Annotated in this window: 15 protein-coding genes, 2 pseudogenes and 1 other annotated feature; of the genes and pseudogenes, 12 read left to right on the top strand and 5 right to left on the bottom strand. The window is 52.4% G+C overall.

Going from position 1 to position 22,072, the window contains the following annotated elements:
• Positions 1-2,658, bottom strand: a pseudogene (locus PAT3040_RS37865) (GH36-type glycosyl hydrolase domain-containing protein); the annotation flags it as partial.
• A 197-nt stretch (positions 2,659-2,855) separates the two neighbouring features.
• Between PAT3040_RS37865 and PAT3040_RS36220 the strand changes: the two are divergent.
• The 5 genes from PAT3040_RS36220 (at position 2,856) to PAT3040_RS36200 (ending at position 8,875) form a co-directional block, all read left to right on the top strand.
• Positions 2,856-3,884 (top strand): ATP-binding cassette domain-containing protein, encoded by a 1,029-nt coding sequence (locus tag PAT3040_RS36220; RefSeq protein ID WP_087570183.1) that lies wholly within the window; start codon positions 2,856-2,858, stop codon positions 3,882-3,884.
• Positions 3,881-4,696, top strand: coding sequence for an ABC transporter permease (locus PAT3040_RS36215; protein ID WP_108996398.1), 816 nt, complete (start codon positions 3,881-3,883; stop codon positions 4,694-4,696). Before PAT3040_RS36220 ends, PAT3040_RS36215 begins: the two co-directional genes overlap by 4 nt.
• Before the next feature lie 258 nt (positions 4,697-4,954).
• Complete coding sequence (gene mgtE, locus PAT3040_RS36210; RefSeq protein ID WP_108996397.1) at positions 4,955-6,307, top strand: magnesium transporter; 1,353 nt, start codon at positions 4,955-4,957, stop codon at positions 6,305-6,307.
• Positions 6,308-6,489: 182 nt separating this feature from the next.
• Entirely contained in the window at positions 6,490-7,995 is a 1,506-nt protein-coding gene (gene zwf / locus PAT3040_RS36205; protein ID WP_108996396.1) for a glucose-6-phosphate dehydrogenase, read from the top strand.
• Between the two features lie 61 nt (positions 7,996-8,056).
• Positions 8,057-8,875 (top strand): alpha/beta hydrolase, encoded by an 819-nt coding sequence (locus PAT3040_RS36200; protein WP_108996395.1) that lies wholly within the window; start codon positions 8,057-8,059, stop codon positions 8,873-8,875.
• A 949-nt stretch (positions 8,876-9,824) separates the two neighbouring features.
• Here the strand turns inward: PAT3040_RS36200 and PAT3040_RS36195 are convergent.
• Complete coding sequence (locus PAT3040_RS36195) at positions 9,825-10,655, bottom strand: phytanoyl-CoA dioxygenase family protein (protein ID WP_087570188.1); 831 nt, start codon at positions 10,653-10,655, stop codon at positions 9,825-9,827.
• A gap of 122 nt (positions 10,656-10,777) precedes the next feature.
• Here PAT3040_RS36195 and PAT3040_RS36190 point away from each other — a divergent pair, with 122 nt between their 5' ends.
• Both PAT3040_RS36190 and tyrS read left to right on the top strand, forming a co-directional pair.
• The gene (locus PAT3040_RS36190; RefSeq protein ID WP_108996394.1) at positions 10,778-11,698 is read left to right on the top strand and encodes an AraC family transcriptional regulator; all 921 of its coding nucleotides are present in this window, start codon (positions 10,778-10,780) and stop codon (positions 11,696-11,698) included.
• 42 nt (positions 11,699-11,740) lie between these two features.
• Positions 11,741-11,969 (top strand) — a binding site (T-box leader).
• 196 nt (positions 11,970-12,165) lie between these two features.
• Positions 12,166-13,425: a tyrosine--tRNA ligase gene (gene tyrS, locus PAT3040_RS36185; protein WP_108996393.1), complete on the top strand. Its 1,260-nt coding sequence runs from the start codon at positions 12,166-12,168 to the stop codon at positions 13,423-13,425.
• 85 nt (positions 13,426-13,510) lie between these two features.
• Here tyrS and PAT3040_RS36180 read toward each other — a convergent pair whose 3' ends face one another.
• Positions 13,511-14,347, bottom strand: coding sequence for a sugar phosphate isomerase/epimerase family protein (locus PAT3040_RS36180; protein WP_108996392.1), 837 nt, complete (start codon positions 14,345-14,347; stop codon positions 13,511-13,513).
• Positions 14,348-14,612: 265 nt separating this feature from the next.
• Here PAT3040_RS36180 and PAT3040_RS36175 point away from each other — a divergent pair, with 265 nt between their 5' ends.
• The 3 genes from PAT3040_RS36175 (at position 14,613) to PAT3040_RS36165 (ending at position 17,833) form a co-directional block, all read left to right on the top strand.
• Positions 14,613-15,158, top strand: a complete 546-nt coding sequence (locus PAT3040_RS36175) for a Gmad2 immunoglobulin-like domain-containing protein (RefSeq protein WP_258235324.1) — start codon at positions 14,613-14,615, stop codon at positions 15,156-15,158.
• A 294-nt stretch (positions 15,159-15,452) separates the two neighbouring features.
• The gene (locus PAT3040_RS36170) at positions 15,453-15,938 is read left to right on the top strand and encodes a hypothetical protein (RefSeq protein ID WP_108996390.1); all 486 of its coding nucleotides are present in this window, start codon (positions 15,453-15,455) and stop codon (positions 15,936-15,938) included.
• Entirely contained in the window at positions 15,938-17,833 is a 1,896-nt protein-coding gene (locus tag PAT3040_RS36165; protein ID WP_108996389.1) for a hypothetical protein, read from the top strand. The genes PAT3040_RS36170 and PAT3040_RS36165 overlap by 1 nt, the downstream gene beginning before the upstream one ends.
• Before the next feature lie 3 nt (positions 17,834-17,836).
• On the opposite strand, the pseudogene PAT3040_RS36160 reads toward PAT3040_RS36165, so the two are convergent.
• Both PAT3040_RS36160 and PAT3040_RS36155 read right to left on the bottom strand, forming a co-directional pair.
• Positions 17,837-18,179 (bottom strand): annotated as a pseudogene (locus tag PAT3040_RS36160) (PH domain-containing protein).
• 145 nt (positions 18,180-18,324) lie between these two features.
• Positions 18,325-19,329, bottom strand: coding sequence for a glycoside hydrolase family protein (locus PAT3040_RS36155; RefSeq protein ID WP_108996388.1), 1,005 nt, complete (start codon positions 19,327-19,329; stop codon positions 18,325-18,327).
• Between the two features lie 127 nt (positions 19,330-19,456).
• On the opposite strand from PAT3040_RS36155, the gene PAT3040_RS36150 reads away from it, so the two are divergent.
• Together PAT3040_RS36150 and PAT3040_RS36145 are read left to right on the top strand one after the other, a co-directional pair.
• Positions 19,457-20,335: an AraC family transcriptional regulator gene (locus PAT3040_RS36150; RefSeq protein WP_108996387.1), complete on the top strand. Its 879-nt coding sequence runs from the start codon at positions 19,457-19,459 to the stop codon at positions 20,333-20,335.
• Complete coding sequence (locus PAT3040_RS36145; protein ID WP_108996386.1) at positions 20,332-22,071, top strand: sensor histidine kinase; 1,740 nt, start codon at positions 20,332-20,334, stop codon at positions 22,069-22,071. Before PAT3040_RS36150 ends, PAT3040_RS36145 begins: the two co-directional genes overlap by 4 nt.
• Position 22,072 lies beyond the last annotated feature (1 nt).

The raw sequence follows: 22,072 nt of genomic DNA, 5'->3' as shown, positions 1-22,072 counted from the left end.
CAGCCGATACAGCGTTCGTATTATTCCGTCGAGCAGCATGGCGCTTTGGAAAGGGAGCGTCAAAAGAGTGAGGCAGGCATGGGCGGCTGACCGCAATAAAGCGGATGGACGGCGAATCCAGTGCGAGACGGATAACAGCGAGCGGAACACCGGAAGCAGCAGTGTCAGCAGCACGATGCCATACCATGCCATGGCAGAGCCGGGTAGCGGTCCCGCCAGCAGCAGAATAGCCATCAGCGCGGGCTGCAGCAAGCTGCGGCGCATATTGTCGGCAATCTGCCAGCGCGTCATGAGCGACAAGGCGGTCGGTATACGTTCGCCGCGGGCGTTGCGCGCCGAGTTGGCTAGCCACGGCAACAGCTGCCAGTCGCCGCGGGTCCATCGATGCAACCTTTTCTGCTGCGCCAGAAAGGTTGGCGGGTGATCGTCGATCAGCTCGATATCCGACAGCAGACCCGCCCGAAGGAAGCCGCCTTCCAGCAAATCGTGGCTGAGCACGGCGTTTTCCGGAATTCGTCCGCCCAGCACGCGGTGAAAGACATCCACGTCCAAGATGCCTTTGCCCGTGAATATGCCTTGCCCGATGGCGTCCTGGTAAGGGTCCGATACCGCAAAGGCGTAAGGGTCTAGTCCGGGCTCGGATGCAAACAGCGCCGTCAGTCTCGACTTGTGCGCGCTCTCGTATGTCATGCCGATGCGCGGCTGGAGCACGCCGTAACCTTCAACGACCTTCCGCCCGCTCTCATCGAGGCGCGCGCGGTTGTAAGGCAAGTGGATCGCGCCGATCATGCGGCGAGCGCTTTCCAGTGGAAGTCTCGTATCCCCGTCGAGCGTAATGACGTATCGGATCTCGCCGAGCCGGGATTCGTCGCCGATTACGGTATCGAAGCTTGTATGGCGATCGCCTTGCAGCAGCTTGACGAATTCCTCCAGCTTGCCCCGCTTGCGCTCCCAGCCCATCCATGTCCGTTCGGAGGGATTCCATTGACGCTTGCGATGGAAGAGATGGAAGGAGGTATCCGGATATTTCCGGTTGAGCCGCTCGATGCCCGATCGGGCGATGCGAAGCAGCTCTTCATCCTCTGGCAGCTTCTCTTCCGCGGCGTCCTGGAAATCGCTTAATATGCCGAAGCGGATATGAGGATCCCGATTGGCGAGATAATGCAGCTCCAGTCTGTCCAACGTTGAGGCAACATGGTCCCCCCGACTCCAAATGACGGGAATGACGACTATCGTGGCCGCATCTTCCGGCACGCCCTTGGAGAAGTCGTAGCGAAGCAGACGATCGGGTCTGGTGACGCGTTCGATCAGCCAATGTACGGCTGTAACCGCCCATTCGCTGGCGGGAATCAGCAGCAGCGCGAATGCAAGCGCCAGACTGCCTGCAGAAGCAGGCGCCTGCAAGCCGCCGACGGTGACCGTCAGGGAAACGGCCAGAACGGTTAATGTGCCTAACGCGAGCAGCTGCATATATAAGCCCGAAGCACGGCGTTTGAAGCCGGCCTGCGGCAGAGCGCCTGTTTTGCCGCATAGCTTGAGAGCGGCCTGCAGCAGCCGCATGCCGCGCGCATCCAGCAAATAGAATGCGGCAAAGCAAGGTCTGGATGGCAGCTGCATCGACCCGGTATCGTCGGATGACTCCATTGCTTGCATCGAATAAGCCTCGTCGGCCAGTCTTACGGCTTCGGTCGCAACCAGATTTTCCGGCACGGCCATTCGGCGGGCGAGAAGCTCTACGCGATGGCGCAACGTATGGCGGCTCCCGCTGTCCAGTCGGGCATAATCCCCGGCTTGTTCCGTCCGAAGCGTGCGTTCTATGATGCTGATGCGCTCGAAAAGTTCGCTAAAGTCCCAGCGGGAGAGCTTCCTTAAGCTGCTTATGACATTGCCGGCGCTGACTTGGTATTCGGCTTGCAATCGGTATTCATATGAGAGGATGGAGTCCAGATCTTCCGGCGGGTTCTCCAGCTTGCAGACAAGCCATTCCCCGACATGGGCGGTGTCCTCGGCATGATCCCGCAAATGTTTGATCAAATGAACGATCATAGCGCCGGAGAGAGGAAGCTCCACACGTTCCGCATCAAGGGCCGCCTTGAACGTCTCGGGCGTCAGCTCGGAAGCGGGTATGCCCGCGAGCATTTTTTCCACCTGGGCGCAGACGGTGCGCCGTTCCTGCAGCGGCTCCACGACTAAAGCCAGCTTGCGGACGAGCTCCATTTTGAGGAAGAGCGGCAGCGACCAGGCTTCCGCCGCTGTAAGGACGGCCACCTCCTGATAGGCATCGAGGAACTCGGCGAATATATTTTCGTCCAGCACCCCGTCGCCATAGGCCAAGTAGGATTCGCAAAGAGAAGCAGCTCGAGTTCGGGCACCGGTTTCCAGCGTTGGCAGCCGCTTGGCTGGAAAATCCGCCAGCGCTTCGCGAATTTCCCCCAGCTCGGCTTCGAGAAACTCGGAATGGTCGAGCAGCCACTCATCGGCAGGTTGCCCGCAGACCGTGCTTCCGTTGTTTAATTCGGCAATATACGCGCGAAGCTCCCGAATATCCTCCTCCATTCGGTTCCACAGCGCTGCCGAAGAAATCCTTTTGCCGCTGGGATCATGCTCCAGAGCAAGCCTGTGCGCGTGCTCCCGCATTTTTTCCAGATTCATTTCCATTCCTATAATCCCCCATGGGCGTTATTTGCTAATATAAATTCACCTCATTACCATTCCGCTAATTGGCGAATTTTATAAGTCGATAGGAAGAAAGAGTTTCATATTTTAGTCGGAGGCCGTTTAAATTCCGTTTAAATTCCCGCGATAAGATGCCCTTATGGAAGCAATCAACAGAGTACAGGATAGGAGGAAATACGATGGTCATACATTCGAAAACTACAAAGGGCATGGCGAAGGAGTGGGCGGTCGAAGCGAAGGGACTCGTCAAGACCTTCGGAAATAACCGGGCCGTGGACGGAGTGGATCTCCAAGTTAAGGCGGGAAGCATCTATGGGGTGCTGGGCCCGAACGGAGCAGGCAAAACGACGACGATCCGGATGCTGGCAACTCTGCTTCGTCCCGACTCGGGTTCTGCACAGATCTTCGGCCATGACGTAGCCAAGGAAGCTCAGATCGTTCGCCAATTGATCGGCGTTACGGGACAGTACGCCTCGGTCGACGAATCGCTCAGCGCGACGGAGAATCTTGTTATATTCTCTAGGCTGCTAGGTTTGGGACGAGGCGAAGCGAAGCGCAAAGCAGTGGAGTTGCTGGAGGAATTCGGATTGTCGGAGGCGGCGAAGCGGCCGCTCAAGGAGTTCTCGGGAGGCATGAGGCGCCGCTTGGACCTGGCGGCCAGCCTGATCTCGCAGCCTCCGCTCATCTTTCTAGATGAGCCGACGACAGGACTGGACCCGCGAACGAGATCCCAGATGTGGGATACGATCAGACGACTCGTAAAGACGGGTTCCACGGTATTGCTTACAACGCAGTACTTGGACGAAGCCGATCAGCTGGCGGATCGGGTAGCCGTAATCGATCACGGACGCGTCGTAGCCGAAGGTACGGTCAACGAGCTCAAGGCGTCGGTAGGCACTTCATCGCTGCACTTAAACATCGAGGATCCGGGAAATCTGGCGCAAGCCAAGCGTATCATCGAAGAGGTATTGGGGACGAAGGCGGGCATCACGGCGGAGGCAGGTACGATTACGGCGCCAATGGCGAATGCGGATTCTGTGACGGATCTACTTCTTGCCCTTCGGGGGGCCGGCATTCCGCTGTCGGAGTTCAGCGTCCAGAAGCCGACGCTTGACGAGGTGTTCCTGACCATTACAGGACAGGATAAAGTCAGCGTGAAAACATCCGAGGAAGCCGGGGCGACTAAGAAAGAGGTGGCAATAGGATGAACCATACGACTACGGGAACCTCTGTCAACGGGAAGCTGCGCAATTACACCAGTCTCGGCCAGACGATACGAAACTCGCTTACGATGGCTTACAGGGGGCTGCTCAAAATCAAACGGACGCCGGAGCAGCTCTTCGACGTCACGCTTCAACCCATCATCTTTACTTTGATGTTTACTTACATTTTCGGAGGCGCCATCTCCGGCGACGTGCAGAGCTACTTGCCGGTCATTATACCTGGCATTCTTGTGCAGACGGTCATTACGACCTCCCTCGTGACGGGCGTCCAGCTTCGGGAGGATATGGACAAAGGGGTGTTCGACCGGTTCAAGTCGCTGCCGATCGCGCGCATTGCTCCGCTTGCAGGAGCGCTATTGGCCGACACGGTGCGTTATACCATCGCTACGACTTTGACCTTCGCCATGGGTTATATAATGGGATATCGTCCCGAAGCGGGGTTAGGGACGGTTGCGCTCGCCAGCGTGCTGGTCATCTTTTGCGCATGGGCGATCAGTTGGATCTTTGCCTTCTTCGGCGTCATCGCGAGGACGGCTTCCAGCGTGCAAGGCATCTCGATGTTGGCGTTATTCCCGCTGACGTTTTTATCGAACGCCTTTGTGCCGGTCGAGACCATGCCGAAGTGGCTGCAGTGGTTCGTTAACGCGAATCCCGTGTCGCATCTCATCTCTGCCGTAAGGGAATTGACCCAGTCCGGCACCGTCGGCCAACATTTATTCATCTCATTGGCTGGCGCTGCAGTCATCGTGATCGTGTTCGCTCCTTTGACGGTGCGGGCGTACATGCGCAAGACGTAACGGTCGACCATTGCTTGCTCCTAGGCAAAATATGACCAGAACCGAGGTTGCCGCGATCCTAAAACGTCTATTGAAGAAATCGGAATTGATTTAAGATCATTAAAAAAACGTCGATTATTTCGGCGTTTTTTCTATTGCTATGGAAATTCGAATGTTCGCTGTATACCTAAAGCGGTTCCTCCCCGCCCGTTTTATTCGCTGATAGGTTTGGGTATAAATAACAGGGGCAACGTTCCTCCGGGGAAGGGGTTGAGGGTCATGCACATGAACGTAACGGAAATTGATATGTATGTACTTCGCGCGCTCGAGGCAGGGGATAAAGTACAGCTTCTTGCTCTGGCAGAGGAGCTCCAACCGTATGATCTGGCAGGCGTATACGATCGGTTGCCAGGCAAACAACGTGCCGGATTCGTAATCTATCTCACCATGGAGCTTCTGACCGCCATGGTCGGAGAGATGGAGCGGGAACCGCAAATCGAGGTGTTCGAGCTGCTCGGCGTGGAGCGGACGGCTCAACTTATGGACCGAATGGACAAGGACGATTTGGCTGGGCTGTTAGGCGGGTTGTCAGAGGAGAGAAAGCAGTCCTTTCTGGATTATATGAAAGAAGAGGAGTCTCAGGCCGTTCGGCATCTCATGACCTATGCGCCCGAAACGGCGGGGCGGATCATGACGAACAGGTATGTCTGGATTCCTTTGCATTTTACGGTGCGCAATGCCGTGGAGAAACTGAAGGAATTCGCTGAAATCGCCGAGTCGATCAGTTATTTGTATGTTGTTGACGACGAGAAAAGGCTGCTCGGCGTCGTGTCGTATCGCGATCTTATTTTGGCGGATGCGGAAGAGCGGATTGCCGACATTATGTTCGAGAGAGTTATATCTGTACCTTCCGACATGGACCAAGAGGTTGTAGCGCGCATGATCGAAAGATATGATTTTATTGCTGTACCCGTCGTGGAGGATGGCGGAATATTGGTCGGAATCGTCACTGTCGACGATATCATCGACGTTGTCATTCGCGAGGCTTCCGAGGATATCGCAAAGCTGTCCGCGTCGGGCAAGTCGATCGACTTCGATACGAAGGCGATAGTTGCCGCTTGGCGGCGATTACCATGGTTAATCTTGCTGCTGTTGATTGGCATTATATCCGGAACGATTATTAGCCGATTCGAGGAAACGTTGGACAAAGTAGTGGCTTTGGCATTTTTTATGCCCATGATTGCCGGCATGACCGGTAATACGGGTACGCAATCCCTGGCGGTCGTTGTACGGGGGCTGACCACCAGGGAAGCGACTAGCGGCCTCATTAAACGGCTCATTTGGCGAGAATTACTGGTGGGATTGATGATTGGGGGCATTTGCGGCACGCTCATTTCCGTTATCGCCTACGTTTGGCAAGGAAGTCCGGTCTTGGGGCTGGTGGTGGGAAGTTCGCTTGTCGTGACGCTCGTTATCGGCACGCTTGCCGGAACGGTAATTCCAATCCTTCTATACAGGCTTAAGGTGGATCCGGCCGTAGCATCGGGTCCGCTCATTACAACGCTTAACGACATATTGTCCCTCCTTATTTACTTTGGTATAGCGACGGCTTTTCTGGAATATCTGATTTAAAATTGCCAATCGGAACTAATGTAGGTTACCCAGGTGAAAACGTTGGCAAAACGATAGTGACTCCGGGTATACACTGTGTTTATAGCTACTCTGAAATATATTAATTACTTGTATGGCTTAACTTCGTATTATAGTAAAGCTAAGCTAAACATAGATCATCCTTTATTAGGAGGAGTAGGAACATGGAACCAACTACATTCGTATTGTTCGGGGCAACCGGCGATTTGGCCAAACGCAAAATTTACCCTGCCCTGTTTAATTTATTTATTGATGATAAATTGCCAGCATCGTTTGCCCTGATCGGCCTGGGCCGCAGGGACTGGTCGGACGACAAATTTCGAGGGAATATCGAACAATCCATCCGCGATTTCTCCAGGCGCAAGGCGGTGAACGAATCCAAGCTGGCGGCGTTTTTGCAAGCATTCAGCTACAGCGTGCTGGACATCGGCAATCTTGAGGATTATGCCAAACTGCTAGGCCGCATCGAGTCCCGCGAACAAAAGCTGGGTCTTGCGCCGAATCGATTGTTCTACCTGTCGGTCGGACCGGAGTACTTCGAGACGATTGCCGAGAATATTCAGGAAAGCGGTCTTGGCTCCGCGAACGGCTGGAAACGTCTCGTCATCGAAAAGCCGTTCGGCCACGATCTGCAGACGGCAAGAGGACTGAACGCGATGCTGGGCAAAGCGTTTGCGGAAGAGGAGATTTTCCGCATCGACCATTATCTTGGCAAGCCGATGCTTCAACGCTTCAAGGTTTTACAGCAAAGCAATCCTATCATCCAGACTTTATGGACGAACCGCAGCATCGCCAACGTACAGATTACGGCAAACGAAACGGTTGGCGTAGAGGAGCGGGCCGGTTATTACGACCATGTCGGCGCGCTGCGCGACATGTTCCAGAACCATATGCTGCAGCTGCTTATGATGACGGCGATCCGCACTTCTACCGGAAGCGATGCGGAAGTGGTGCGTTTTAAGAAAAAACATATCATGGAGGCGCTCGAGCCTCTGCAGAAGGCCGATGTCGCCAATTCCATCGTGCGCGGCCAATACGGTTCAGGTTACCTCCAGGGTCAGCCGGTTAACGGCTATACCTCCGAACCCGGAATCGCGGAAGGCTCGATGAACGATACGTTCATTGCGGCCAAACTGAGCATCGACGATTCCTTCTGGCGCGGCGTTCCGTTCTATATCCGTACGGGCAAACGCCTTAAGGAGAAGTCGACGCGCATCGTCATCGAATTCAAGGAGCCGCTCAAACAATCCTCGGTATCCGAAGACGGCGCGGCGGAACCGAATCTGCTCGTCATTGAGATGAGTCCCGGCGAAAGCATCTCGTTGCAGCTCAACACGATGGGCGCTAGCGTCAAGGAAGCCTCCAAGCCAATCTGCATCGACATCGATCCCGGCCAAGGCGATCTTCCCGAAGCATACGAGAATCTTATTCATGACGCCCTTTTGGGCGACGGAACGTACTTCGCTCATTGGGACGAAGTGGAAGCTTCATGGGCTTGGGTGCAACCGATCCTGGAAGCTTACGAGGAAAATAGCGTTCCGCTGCATACTTACGCGGCAGGCACGTACGGACCGGCCGAAGCCGACGAACTGCTGGCGCGGGACGGATACCACTGGTGGTTCGATGCTGTCGAGCCGGCGAAGCAATTGACGGTTGCGGCTCAACTATGAGATGATCGAGGACGATTGCGATCATCATTTTATCCGGAGGTAGAAGGGAAGGTAGAACGACATGCTTTACCGATTATGGGAAGGAGATGCTCCGCTGGCGAAAGGGACGTCTAACGAAGATGTCCCGAGGCTGGAGCTGTTCCTCGTGCCGGAACAAGAACGCGAAGGCCTCGTCATCGTTTGTCCCGGCGGCGGCTATGGAGGGAGAGCGGCTCATGAGGCTTATCCCATCACGGATTGGCTGAATTCCATTGGCATCTCTGCTGCAGTCTTGCATTACCGCGTCAACCCTTATCAATATCCGGTTCCCATGGTGGATGCCCAGAGGGCGGTCCGATTCGCTCGGCAGCATGCGGCGGAGTGGGGTGTTAATCCGGATCGGATAGCGCTGCTAGGCTTTTCGGCCGGAGGGCATCTCGTATCGACGGTAGGCACGCATTTTGACGGAGGCGACGTTGAGAGCGAGGATCCGGTAGAACGGCATAGCTGTAGACCGGACGCGCTAATCTTGTGTTATCCTGTTATCTCTTTTATGGAACCCTTCACTCATGGAGGTTCGGTGGAAGCGCAGCTTGGCGCGAATCCGGACGAGGAGCTGCTCCGTTCGTTATCCAACGATATGCAGGTGAGTGCAGACACGCCGCCGACCTTTCTTTGGCATACCGCCGAGGATCGCCCTGTACCGGTCGAGAACAGCATGATGTTCGCTATGGCTCTGAGCCGGCATCAGGTGCCGTTCGAGCTGCATATTTTCGAGAAGGGCGAGCACGGCGTCGGGCTGGCGCATCATCTGCCTGATACGGCGCGTTGGACGGAGCTTTGCGGCAATTGGCTCAAACGGTTGGGTTATAAGAACTCCATTACCCAGCCGATGGTATGACGGATTTATAAGTTTAAATCGCCCTCGGTTCTGTTACGGACCGAGGGCGATTTTTTTGTGTTCTGTGCTGCTTGCAAGTCGTAATGGGGACAGGCTCGCCAAATGAGAGACTGCGGCAAAATAGTCCACATGCCAGGGGCGGTACGAGGATCGATCGAATACTAGCATATCGCGCTGGGTATGTTCCTAGGGGTTCTGCCTGGGCTTCAAGTCGCGGGACTGGACCGATTCGTTACTTGAATGTTGACGAACACGGCTTCGCAATGGTCGATTAATGGGCATCATTTGCTTGGAACTGATCGGCGAAGCGCTGAGTGAGGAAGAATAGTGCGGAGCGGTGGGGATGATGGGGCATTCCGAGCGAAGTCACTAAGTGGATTCTTAGTAACTCACAAGCCTTTTGCAGCGTTTAGCCAGTCGCGAGCCCAATGAGCTGTGTGAGTATGAAATTTCATACGCGTTTGGCCAGTCGCGGGTCTAATGGGGGGCCAATTGAGTATGAAATTTCATACACGATTGGCCAGTCTCGAGCCCAATAGGCCTTATGAGTATGAAATTTCATACACGTTTGGCTAGTCGTGGGCCCAATGGGCCGTATGAGTATGAAATTTCATACACGTTAGGCCAGTCGCGGGCCCAATAGGCCGTCTGAGTATGAAATTTCATATACGTTTGGCCATGCGCGGGCCCAATAGGCCGTCTGAGTATGAAATTTCATATACGTTTGGCTAGGCGCTACCCTAATGGGCCGTATGAGTATGAAATTTCATACACGTTTGGCCAGACTCGGGCCTAATGGGCCGTCTGAGTATGAAATTTCATATACGTTTGCCCAGGTGCGAGCCCAATACGCCTTATGTCTTTGATATTTCATATAACCACGTGTAGAAGGGGCTGCTCAAAGTCACAATAGACATTGAGCCCCCCCTTGCCAGTTACACCGCTCGATTCAACATTCCGCGTCGGTCATTTCGTTCGTGAACATCCGTTTGTACTCTTTAGCATTTATCTTTTCGGCAGAGGCTGGCACGTAATGGAATTGCAAGGCTCGCCTGCGAAGCGTGGAGAAGTTGGACGGGGTTCCGTGGTACAGCAATCCATGGAAAAACAATACGCCGCCTGGCTTTAAGGGAACGATAACGTCTTTGTTTACCGGTACTTGCGTGTCGCATAGCTGCCAGTCGCGTACAGCGTAATGAGGCGTGGCGCCCTCTTGATGGGAGCCGGGAATGACGTGCATGCAGCCGTTGTCTGCCGTAGCCTCGTCAAGGGCGATCCATACTCCGATAGCCGACTTCGTATAGGTCAGGTTGCCATAGGCCATATCCTGATGCCAAGGTTTCTCGCCGCCGCCGTGCGGTGGCTTGAGCAGCGCCATATCCTGAATCAGCTTCGGCTCTTCGCCGAATAGGCGTCGAATCGTGCCGATGATGTCGGGGTGATAGGCGATTTTGCGTAATCGGTCCTCGGAATCCACGAATTCGTGAATTTTCCGAATGGACAGTTCGCGTTCTTCCGGTGTATTCAACTCTTGCTCGGGTTTCGTGAATTGCAGACGCGACTTTTTACGATCGACATGGAGCAAATCCATAATCGCTTGAATGCTTTGCCCAACTTCATTCTCATTCAGCACGCCATCGACGGAAAGGAATCCCGTTTGTTTGTATTGCGCATAATGTACCTCTTGCAGCTCTTTGATTCCGTTTAGACTTACATGCACCTTATCGTATTGGTATAACATGGAATTGATTTGCTCCGGAGTTAACGTGGTTCCTTTCATTGTCTATTCCTCCTTAATATTAATAAATATCCCTTGCCAATAGAGTATCAGGGAGCATACGATATAGAAATGGAATCCAATCGCATGAATTTGGACAAAGATGCTAATAGAGGGGGTTGGCGATGATGGGAATCACGTTTGGCGAAGAGTCGGCAGCATGGCCTTGGGAAGAGCGTTTTTTTGCGAGAAGCGGCTCGAGCGGCAAAGCCAGATGTGAGCCGAACTGGTCCTGGCAGCCGCTTCCGCTGCCGGATTACGACCTCTGGTATGCCGTCAAAGGACAAGGGGATATGTGGATCAACGGAGACAAGTATAACATTCGGCCTGGCTCATGCTTTATATTGCATCCTGGCGACGAGATCAAAGCCAGCCATCGCCCGAACAATCCGCTTACTGTACTCTATTGCCATTTTACAATCGTGAATAAAAAAACGAAGCACGGGAGAGAGCTGCCCGATCCCTTGACCGAGCAGCGCTGCGTCCATATTGGGGATACTTACCGGATGGAGCCGTTGCTTCACCAGCTTGTCGATTTGGCTTCTTTGGCGGAGACGGGGGAGGAAGCCGAGTTCGACCTGCTGCTTAAGTTGATTCTGACCCGTTGGCGCAAGGCAAAGGAAAGGCAGCTTATGCCGCAGCGCAACTATTATGTTGAACAGATGATCCAGCAAGTGCATAACGAGATACGGTTTCGGCTGTCGGAGGAGATCGATTACGAAGCTGTAGCAGCCCCCTCGGGTCTCACCGCTCGTTACGTTAGCTCGCTCATGAAACGTCATACCGGGCTGACGCTTAAAGAAACGATTTCGAAGCTGCGCATGGAGCGCGCGGTCCACTTGCTGGAGGAGACGGCCATGACCGTAACGGAAGTAGCGGATGCGTTGGCGTATGCCGATATTTATACGTTTAGCAAGCTGTTTAAACGATATTACGGGTACCCCCCTTCGGATGCGAGAGAGAAACGGGCCAATAGAACGGACAGAGACTTAGCCGGGAGAGACGTCGACACAGGCATCGACACAGACATCGATAGAGACGGTTGACAATCCATGCGTCATTCTCTATACTTGCTTTAATCTTATAAGCGACTTGCGTCGAAAGAGCGCAGTAGCGGCTTAGTCCCTGTCCCAGAAAGCCGGGGGGCGATGGAACCCGGCACACATTAAGCCTGCGAAATACACTCTGGAGCATCTCGGGTAATGCCGGGCGGATTGGCGAACGATATCTCGCCTAGAGTGGTATCAACGACACGTCCGCGGGCGCTGCTTAGTTGATGCAATTTGGGTGGTAACACGGTTAATAATCGTCCCTATGTCTTCCATAGACTAGGGGCGTTTTTTTAATTGTTAAGAAAGTATAGGATTTCGCCGTGCTTTCTCAATAATTCTCGAAACGAAACGCGCCCCGCCTCCACTGGACGGCGTAGCCGTTTTGCCTAGTTTCCAGGCATTTAAAGGGTTGGCGCAACCGTTTTCCTTATTTCACGAATAATCGAAGGAGTGCTTAACAAATGAACATTATCGACGAATTGGAATGGCGCGACGCCATTAATCAGCAGACCGACGCGGAGGGACTCCGCGCCTTGACGAACGAGAAAGCCGTGTCGCTATACTGCGGCGTGGATCCTACGGGCGACAGCATGCATATCGGACATTTGATCCCCTTTATGGTGCTTAAGCGATTCCAGCTGGCCGGCCATCGTCCTGTTATCCTGATCGGCGGCGCAACGGGTACTATTGGTGATCCAAGCGGCCGTACGTCGGAGAGATCCCTGCAGACGCTGGAGCAGATCCAGGACAATGTTGAAGCGCTAACGGCGCAGCTGCGCAAGCTGTTCGTCACGGATGGCGACAACAACATCCGGATGGTCAACAACTACGACTGGACGCACAAGATCAACGTTATCGAATTTCTGCGCGACTACGGCAAAAACTTCAGCATCAACACGATGCTGGCGAAGGACGTCGTGTCCAGTCGTCTCGACAGCGGAATCTCTTTCACTGAGTTTTCGTACCAGATTCTGCAATCGCTCGACTACCTTCACCTTTTCCAGAACGAGGATGTGCAATTGCAAATCGGCGGCTCCGATCAATGGGGCAACATTACAAGCGGCCTGGACCTGATCCGAAAGAAGGAAGGCAGCGAAGCCAAGGCATTTGGACTAACGATTCCGCTCATGCTCAAAGCGGACGGGACGAAGTTCGGCAAGACGGCGGGCGGCGCGATCTGGCTCGATCCGAACAAAACGACGCCGTTCGAATTCTACCAGTTCTGGGCAAATACGGACGACCGCGATGTCGTCAAATACTTGAAGTACTTTACCTTCTTGTCGATGGAAGAGATCGAGTCGCTCGCGGAAAAGGTGCAGTCAGAGCCGCATAAACGCGAAGCTCAGAAAAAGCTTGCCGAAGAGATGACGAGATTTGTGCACGGCGAGGAACTGCTGGAGCAGGCGAAGCGTATTACGGCGGCTCTGTTCACGGGCGATATCGGCTCCTTGACGGCGGACGATATCGAGCAGGGCTTCAAGGAAATGCCGACGTTCGAATCGGGCCGCGAGGCGAAAAACATCGTCGACTGGCTCGTGGATCTCGGCATCGAACCATCCAAACGCCAAGCGCGCGAAGATATTACGAACGGCGCCATCTCCATGAACGGCGAACGCGTAACCGACCTCACGCTTGAGGTGTCCGAAGATCAAGCCATCGGCGGCCGCTTTATCATTATCCGCAAAGGCAAAAAGAACTACAGCCTCGTAAAAATGTCATAAGCGGCAACATTTATGCCGAACAATAAAGACGCTCGCATCCAAGTGATTTTACTGGATGGCAGGGCGTCTTTGTTTTTTCGCGGGGCTATTCTTCTACGCTCAGAACGACATTCTTGATCCTCTCGATGCCTTCCCACATATCCCCGTCCCGGTCGAAGATAAGGGACACCGGCGCATCGGCATTGCCCGCTCCGGCTAGTCGGAGCAGCTGCCGCAGCGATTCGGCGTTAATGGAACCATCGTCGCCGTACTCCGGCTTGGCATGGAAGGAGTGCGCGAGAGGCGTTCCAAAGACGATGCCCGCTTCCTTCTCCTTCTTAGCCAGATTGCCGAAATCGACGATAGTGGACACCTCATTGCCCGTCTCGGCAAGCAGATTTCTCCAACTGTCTACGGTGGATGTCAGATCGCGGAAATTTTCCGTGACGACTTTAACGCCTAGCGGCGTCCCGTAATGGCTCAGTTCAAGCAGAGCAATCGCGCTTCGCCGGATCGCCTCCGAGTCTCCGGCCGGCTGTTCGCCGGCGACGATTCGGACGGCAGCGGCGCCCGCCAGGGCAGCGGTCTCCATCCAGCCCTTCAAATAAGCGATATCGGATTCCCGGCGTACGGGATCCGGAGAGGAGATGTCGCCATAGTCAATTAACAAAGTATGAAAGGCGATGCCGGCATCGGCAAACGAGGAACGGAGTTTCTTTAAATAATCGTCCTCTCGGGATGGGAAATGAAAATGGCAGAGCTCCAGATACGACAATCCTCGGGAAGCGGCGTCGGATGGCAGATCAAGGAGCGAAAAAAGCTCCGGCTGCTCCTGAATGTTGGTGGACTGAGTCCGGGAAGTCTGATCCCAGACGGTCCAGCGAAGTGGACCAAGGCAGCGATGAAGACTCCAGCTGCTTATTGAAAGGCGATTAACAAACATAGCAGGCGCACGCTCCATTCTGTTGTTAGTAGTCATACAAGCGTATCGTGCGCGCAATCGAGTTGCAAGGGCGAGTATTTGCTTTGTTTGTATGCGATTTTGCCCAGCGCCTTCTCTATCGCCGAAGATTCGTCATTCATGGATTCACTATTCTTCTGCATAAGATGGAATAAATCCCGCTGAGGGAATTGAGGAGAAGAGAGGTGCAAGTTTGTTTAAAAATGCGAAAGGATTCATAATAGGCTTGGTCATGGGAGGATTGCTCATGACGGCGCTGCCTTCGATGGCGGCGACGCAGAAGACGACGTATTCTTTGACGGAAGCATCGTATCCGGTATTCGTAAATAATGTGGCTTATACGGATGGAAAATTGCCCATGCTGAATTATCAGGGAAGTACGTATGTGCCCCTTCGGTCCGTAGGCGATCTGTTGGGGGCATCGGTTGCTTGGGATGATGCTTTAAGGCGAGTCCATATCACTGCAAGCGAGGATATGCGCCCATGCAACAATGCATTTTGCAATGTCAGCGTCAACGGTTCTAATGGCAGATATATCGTATCGGGAACTGCACGGGTATTCGAAGCAGTCATGAATTATGCCGTCGAAGACGGGCATAATTATTTGCTGGAACAATTCCATACTCTTGCGGAAGGGGCTCCGGCATGGTCACCGTTCGCGATCGAACTCGAAATTCCGGAATCTGGGCAGCCCGTTAACGGCACGCTGACGCTGGAGTTGTTCGAATACAGCGCGAAGGACGGCTCGCGTATTAACGTCATGTCCATTCCGCTGGAAACTTTCGGCCCTTAAGACGAGATAACGGCAGCGAATTGCGAAGCAATCCGAAGGACTTTTGAGCCACATGGGGGATTGTCCGATCAGCTTTCGGAAAACTGACGATAACGTCGCTGAAACAGGTTTCTGCGAAAAAGCCGGAAATGGCGGTGCGGGGAAAGTTCAACCCTAGCACCGCCATTTCTATTTATAAAGTGATCTATTTTCCCAGATAGCCATAATTCAGAAATCGCCTATAGAAAGGCAACTTTTCTGCTCAACATGCGTTTCTAATTATAGGGTAATATGTAAGCATAGCGGAGGTATAACGTGAGCAAACGAACAAGTTTAGGGATTAAAATTGTCATTTTCGCGATTGGCATCGGTACAGCTGCCTACTTTTTCTTCCAGACGATAGGCTGGTTTTGGAATCCGCCACTCCTGAAAAATAACACAGAAGCTTTTTTAGAGCAGATTCGCAAGCAAGATTTTAATGAGGCGATGAAACGGTTCGAGGATTCCACCGCCAACAACAGTTGGCCGAATGACATGCGGGAATTATTCGAAAAACAAGATTTCAAGCTGCTGACATTCGATGGGATAAGAGCCGAATTCGACGATGGCAGCTACAGCACCGGACATGCGGAGTTAACGTTCGAGATTGACAGCCGTCCGATTCGGACGGAGGTTATCCTAACATTCGGAAACAGGGGCAAGCCAAAACAGTTGTGCGCGATTACCCCGCCGGGCGTCCAGCAAAGCGAGCTTCCGGAGCTCGAGGAGTGGAATCGGCTTATGTGCGGAGGTTCCTTTTAGTGGGAGGGACAGTGGCATATAGCCGTTTAATCGTGCTCGTGTTGTTGTTTGAAGTGTTTATTACGGCTTTGATCGTGGCGGGTTATTATTACGGCTTTTCTGTTTATCCCTATGTTTCCTCGTCTTCATCGGTTAGCCTCATTGAAGCCGGAGCGGCAGGCTGGGAAACCCGGACGGAAAGTTTCCATGCTAAACTGCCGCTATATATGCCGTCGCTGCAGGACTTGAAGGCGGGATATACATCGCTTCAGAGAGGTGAGCCACTGTGGGGAGCGGCAAGCGTGCTCGTTTCGGCAGCGGTATTGGTCCTTCAGAGCTTTGTAAGGGGCATGTTTCTGGGAGGAGTGAGAGGATGGGTTGTCGATCGAAGGGTTGCGCCGTTTTGGGCAAACGGACGCCGCTATTTTAGCGAAATGCTGGCGTGGTCGATTATTCAGTTTTTGGCGGGAGTCCTTATGCTCTTTTTATCGGCGGTATTTTTCCCGCTAGGACTTCTTTTACTCGTGGTCATGATGATTTATTCCATAACGCCCTACTTCATGGTACTGCAAGACGTGACGTTAGGCGACGCTCTTGCGAAAGCGCCCGGCATGTTCCGCCGTTATTTCGGCGCGATGCTCCCGCTAGCTTTGATCGCCATGTTGTGCACGTTCGCGATCAGTTTGACGAGAATGATGCCGGCTCCGTATGGTTACGCCGTCCCGCTGCTTCTCCATTCCAGCATAGGCACGCTGCTAATCGTGGCTCTCATGTTTACCTTGGCATCCAATCTCAAGAAAGACGGCGACTCAATCCCCAAACTGCAGCCCGTTGTCACTTCGCATAACCGGCTCATCGCCATTATCCATGTCCTCCTTATTCCGACATTGGTTGCAGGAGGCGTGTATGCCTCGTCGGGGAAACATCTGACTCTGTTCGATTCGGTACGGAAGCCGACTTATGAAGGCATCATGAGCCGTTCGAACTTCTCGGATGTCTTCTATGCTTCCGAACAACGCTACACCGCATACGAATGGCGTTCAGAAGATTACAAATTGGATATGAAGCTGCCGGAACTAGGGAATGGAAGACAGCCAGACGAGCTTCGGGGTATTGCCGACATCGTATGGGAAATAGATGAAGAGGTACGAACGACGAGCGGAAATACTACGAGTATCTGGGTAGAGCCGATGAAGCGCAAGAGTCGGATCTTGTATCGGCTTGTCCGTCATGGCTCGAACGACGGGAGCGTTTATTATTCCAGCGATAACGGTTATGCTGCGATTCTTCCAGGAGACGAGAAGCCACGCGAACCGCTATTCGTACGAATTTTCGTTGACGGAAACGGCGAAAACGTTTTCGTCTTGAAATATTCGGCCCGTCTGGAATCATCTGCATTAAACCGTGTATCGGCGGACGGCAGGTTCCTCATACCGGGCACTAGTCCGTTGAATCCGATGGACGTTCATTCCTATTGGTTCGCCAAACATCATGAACCGGATGCCATATTCGACATGCTGGCAGCGAAAAACCTGGAAAGTTATATGCCGACGTTGAACAGAAGTCAAATCGCGCTTGCGGTTGCCCTGCAGGAAGGGGACGGAAGGATGGTTGTCGATCTGCTCGACATGCTGCAAAAACATGAGATACAGGTGAAAAGCCCTGATTGGGACGCGGAGGAGTGGACGGCGCAATTGCGAGACCTCTATAAAGGAGCTGAAGTGGGGACGCTGCTTCAATACCTGACGAAGGCGGGAGAACAATTCGGATACGCCGAGCTGCAAGATTTCGAATCCAGCAACGAAGCAGTCGACGTATTCCGAATGGACGTTCCGTTTCCTAACGGAAATATTCTCATTACGTACTCGTTGTCCAAAGAAGATGGATTAATGAAGTCTATAACCCTTGTCGCTTAGCCTTTATTTTAATACGTACTCCGCAAGCACGCTTTGCAACTCGTAGATATTCAAATTTTTGTTAAACTTTTTCTGAACGGGCATCGCCGAGCCGGAAATCCAGATTTTCAGCTCGGCGTCCATGTCGAACGTGCCCGCGGTCTCGATGCTAAAGTGCGTTCTTGCCTGAGAGTCCTTGCTTATCGACCAGGATGAGCCGCTTATCCGTAAAGACGAACAAATCCCGAATGAGCTTATAGGCTTTTTCGAACCTCTCCGACTTGCTCAGAATATGAACAAATTCCTTCTGAACCTCTTCCATCTTTAGCTCCGAGGCGTTGCCCATTAAACCGTCGAACAATCCCATGCGATAATCCCCCTTGTAGATGAATGATATAAGATTAAACCTATGTTACCAAATAAGAATTTATAAGTTTCCGAAAACATAGCAACCCAACGAAGTTGCCCTCCGTTCTGAAGACCGATCGAGTTCGATATTGAGGGGAAACTCGCTACTGCCTCAAAGGCTTCGATGTGGCAACCGCAATCGTTCTGTATTGGCCGAAGTTGGCAGTAATATCGCCTGGACGGCTTGGACGGCATGCGCAATAAAAGTGATACAGAATCCTTTCGTGGCCAATAACGGACGGTTTATGCGCGTAAAGGCTATCCAGGCTGCCTTCCGGACCTGGCTCAATAATAGGATCGGGATGTTTGGTCCAGGTCAAGAGGTCGTCGGAAAAAGCGATTCCTTCTTGCGCCTGATTGCCGTCAAAACCAAAATAAAACATGACCCATTTGTCCTGGTGCTTTAATACGCATGGATCGCTGACAAACCGGCTTTCCCAGGAATTTGGGGCCACCCGCAGCAGAGGATTGCCGCTGTGTCTGGTCCATTGAACGAGATCCGTCGAGGTTGCCAAGCCGATTTGTTCAAGCCAGTCATTCGGGATGTCAGTGATGTTCTTGGCGTTGTAGAACAAATAAAAAAGACCTTTATGCTCGACCAGACATTCTTTGTATAATCCGCCCTGCTCCCACAAGCCGCCGTTTTCCGGCACAAGGATTGGTTCGGGCATCCGGTGCCAGACAAGCAATGCAGGATCCTCTGTCCAAGCGATGCCGATGCGGCCGGGGCCGTTCTCGTAGCCTTCATCGGGATAGGCATGGTATACAAGCCAATATTTGTTGTTCCACTTCTTTAGAACGGGAATTCCGTTCAAGTCATTTTCGCGCAAAATCCAGGTGCCCGCTGCGTTCATCGAATCCCAGCCATTGCCTTCCCCGCGGCGAAGAATAACGCCGATCGGCAGCCAATCAAGCAGGTTATCGCTTGTTGCAAGCCCAGTCTGATAACCTGTGCCGTCAAAGCCTACATACATCATGTAATACAGGTCTTGATGTTTGAACACAAAAGGAGAATCTACCGCTGTCTCGTCGAAAGCACCTGCTATCCCGGATCCGGTGAGGACAGGTTGCGCGTGCTTATAAGGAGTCAAAAAATCGGATACATTCATTGGCCGTTACCCTCATCTCATTTTTTAATTTGATCATTTTATAATGATAGTATTATATAAATATCTTTAATTACATAGCTATTTCAGATATAATTTTGATCAAATCCGACTTGAATGGAGAGCGAAGATGGAGCATCATCCGCTATTGAATTTTTATTGCAATCCTTTTCCCGGTTATATTTTTTCCGGCAGGGTCGTTTATGGACCTGATCAGAAGCATCCTGAACGTATCTTTTCGACGTTTGTTGCAATGTTTATCGAAGAAGGAATTCTGTATTTTACGGAAGGCGAGCAGACGTTTACCTTGATGCCCGGTCAATGGTTTATACAGACGCCGGGGATTCGGCATTACGGTCATCGGGCCGCGGGCATCCGGACCGTGTTTCATTTTGTCCATTTCTTGCCTCAAGCCGATTGGCATATTGAAAATGATGAGATGAAGCGGGAATCCGTTCTGTCTCGCACCATGCAACTTGACAGCGGGGAAGGGGTGCGGCTCCCCCAATATGTTATGAAGCTGCCGATGCGGGGAACCTATGGGCTTCATTCCGACTGGTTTGAGCTGTTTCATAAGCTGCAACAGGATGTGGCGCCGGGCAAGGGGGTTCTCCATAAACAGGCCTGCTTTCTGGAATTGCTGGAACGAATGATCGAACCGGAGTCTATTAAGGAAGGAAGCCATGCTTCCATTCAACCAGCGCTTGCCTATATACGGCAGCACTTCTCGGAGCCTTTGACTGTGTCGGATCTGGCTGCGCGGTTTCATTTTTCCCCTGATTATTTGACCCGGCAAATCAAGAAAATAGCGGGTGCTACCCCGGCTAGTCTGATTGCGCTTTATCGGATAAACAAAGCCAAGCAACTGCTCGTCCATACGAGCAACTCCGTTCAGCAGATTGGTCTGGACTCGGGTTATCCGGACATGGCCGTATTTAGCAGAACATTTAAGAAAATGACCGGTCTGTCGCCTTTGAAGTACAGACAAGTACAGTGGGGGAAACCATGAAAATGCGCCGGGGTAATCAAATGTCCATTTTTCCCAAGCTGATTATGGCTTTTTTAATTGTATTGCTGCCATTGTACGCATTGAGCATCCGTATGAACGATCAGAGCAAAGAGCTGGTTCGCAAAGAAATTACCCAGACCGTGAAACAGCGCATGGACGCTTTTATCAGTACGCTGGAGCTGGATTTTGACCGGGTGATGAGACTGCAAACCGAATATGTCAACGATGACGATATTGATATTTTGAGCACGCGGGGGGATCTGTCGCATATTGAGTTTACGGCAGCGGTCTCCAGACTGCAGGACAGGCTGCGACTGATGAAAAATGCGGCGAGCTTCGTGCATGACAGCTTTGTCGATATCGGGCTTATGGACAGGCGAATTTCCACGGACACCTACAATGAAATACCAGCTGCCGACCGCGCTGTTCTGAACCAAACTGCCAATCGCTTCGAATCGCCGTTTATTGCCCATCAGGGCAAGCTTTGGATTACATTGCCGTATCCTGGTACGTTGAACCGCACACCGGTATTTACCCTGGGACTGGAAATATCCAACGAAAGTCTGGCGTCTTACTTGAAGGGATTTACGGAGCTTCAGGACGGTGGCGGTCTCCTTGTTGATGAATCATTGGAATGGTCGATCCAGAGCGGAGAGGGCGTTCCGACCGTTATGGAAGCAGTCGAACAGAAGCTTCGCTCCGGCAATTTCGGCGCGGCCGGCCAAGAGTATGAAACAATAAGGGCGGACGGGGATTCGTATTATTTGTTTTTCGACAAATCGGACAAGCTCGGATTGACGCTGTCCGTATTCGTCAAGGAAAGCAAAATTATTGGCCCGTTAAAACAATACAACGATAGGGTCTGGTGGCTTTCCCTGTTCTCTTTGATCATTGTTGTGGTGTTTTCGTACTGGATTTACAGATTGATCCATCGGCCGCTGGCGCAGCTTGTGGATTCGTTTCGCAAGCTGGAGCGGGGCCATCTTGACGCCGCCATGCAAATAAAAGGTTCGGGAGAGTTTACCTATTTGTTCGAACGGTTCAATAAGACGGTTTACCGCTTAAAGGAGTTAATCGATGAGGTGTACGTTCAACAATATCAGGCGAAGGTGGCAGAGCTGAAGCAACTGCAATCGCAGATCAATCCCCATTTTTTGTTTAATTGCTTTTTTAACCTGTACCGAATGGCCAAAATGCACGAAATCGAGCAAGTGATCCGCGTAACGCAAAGTCTGGGAGAATATTTCCGATTTATTACGCGCGGTAGCGATCATATCCGGCTTGAAGAAGAAGTGAGGCATGCCAAAGCTTATGCCGACATTCAGGAAATCCGTTTCGAAGATCAAATTCGCGTTCGTTTCGAAGATATCCCCGACCGTTGGCGGAATCGTAAAATTCCGAAGCTCATTTTGCAGCCCTTGCTCGAAAACGCTTACCAGCATGGATTGGAAGACCGGGGAGAGCCGGGCGTCATCCATGTCGGGTTTATGGATGCCGAACAAGCTTTAACGATATTTGTGGAAGACAACGGCGACCTGACGGACGATCAATTGGCGAAAATAAAGGGATTGCTGGAGCGAAGGCAGTCTCCGGAGGAAAATGCCGGACTGTACAACGTCAAAAGGAGATTGCAGTTGTTTTTCGGAGAGGCAGGTACGATGGAAGCGGCCAGAGGATCGGACGGCGGACTTCGCATCGAGCTGCTGCTGCCTGCGGACATGGGGGGAGACGAATAAA

The sequence above is a fragment of the Paenibacillus agaridevorans genome, assembly GCF_003112455.1.
Classification (GTDB): Bacteria; Bacillota; Bacilli; order Paenibacillales; family Paenibacillaceae; genus Pristimantibacillus; species Pristimantibacillus agaridevorans.
This window is presented reverse-complemented; position numbering and strand designations above follow the sequence as displayed.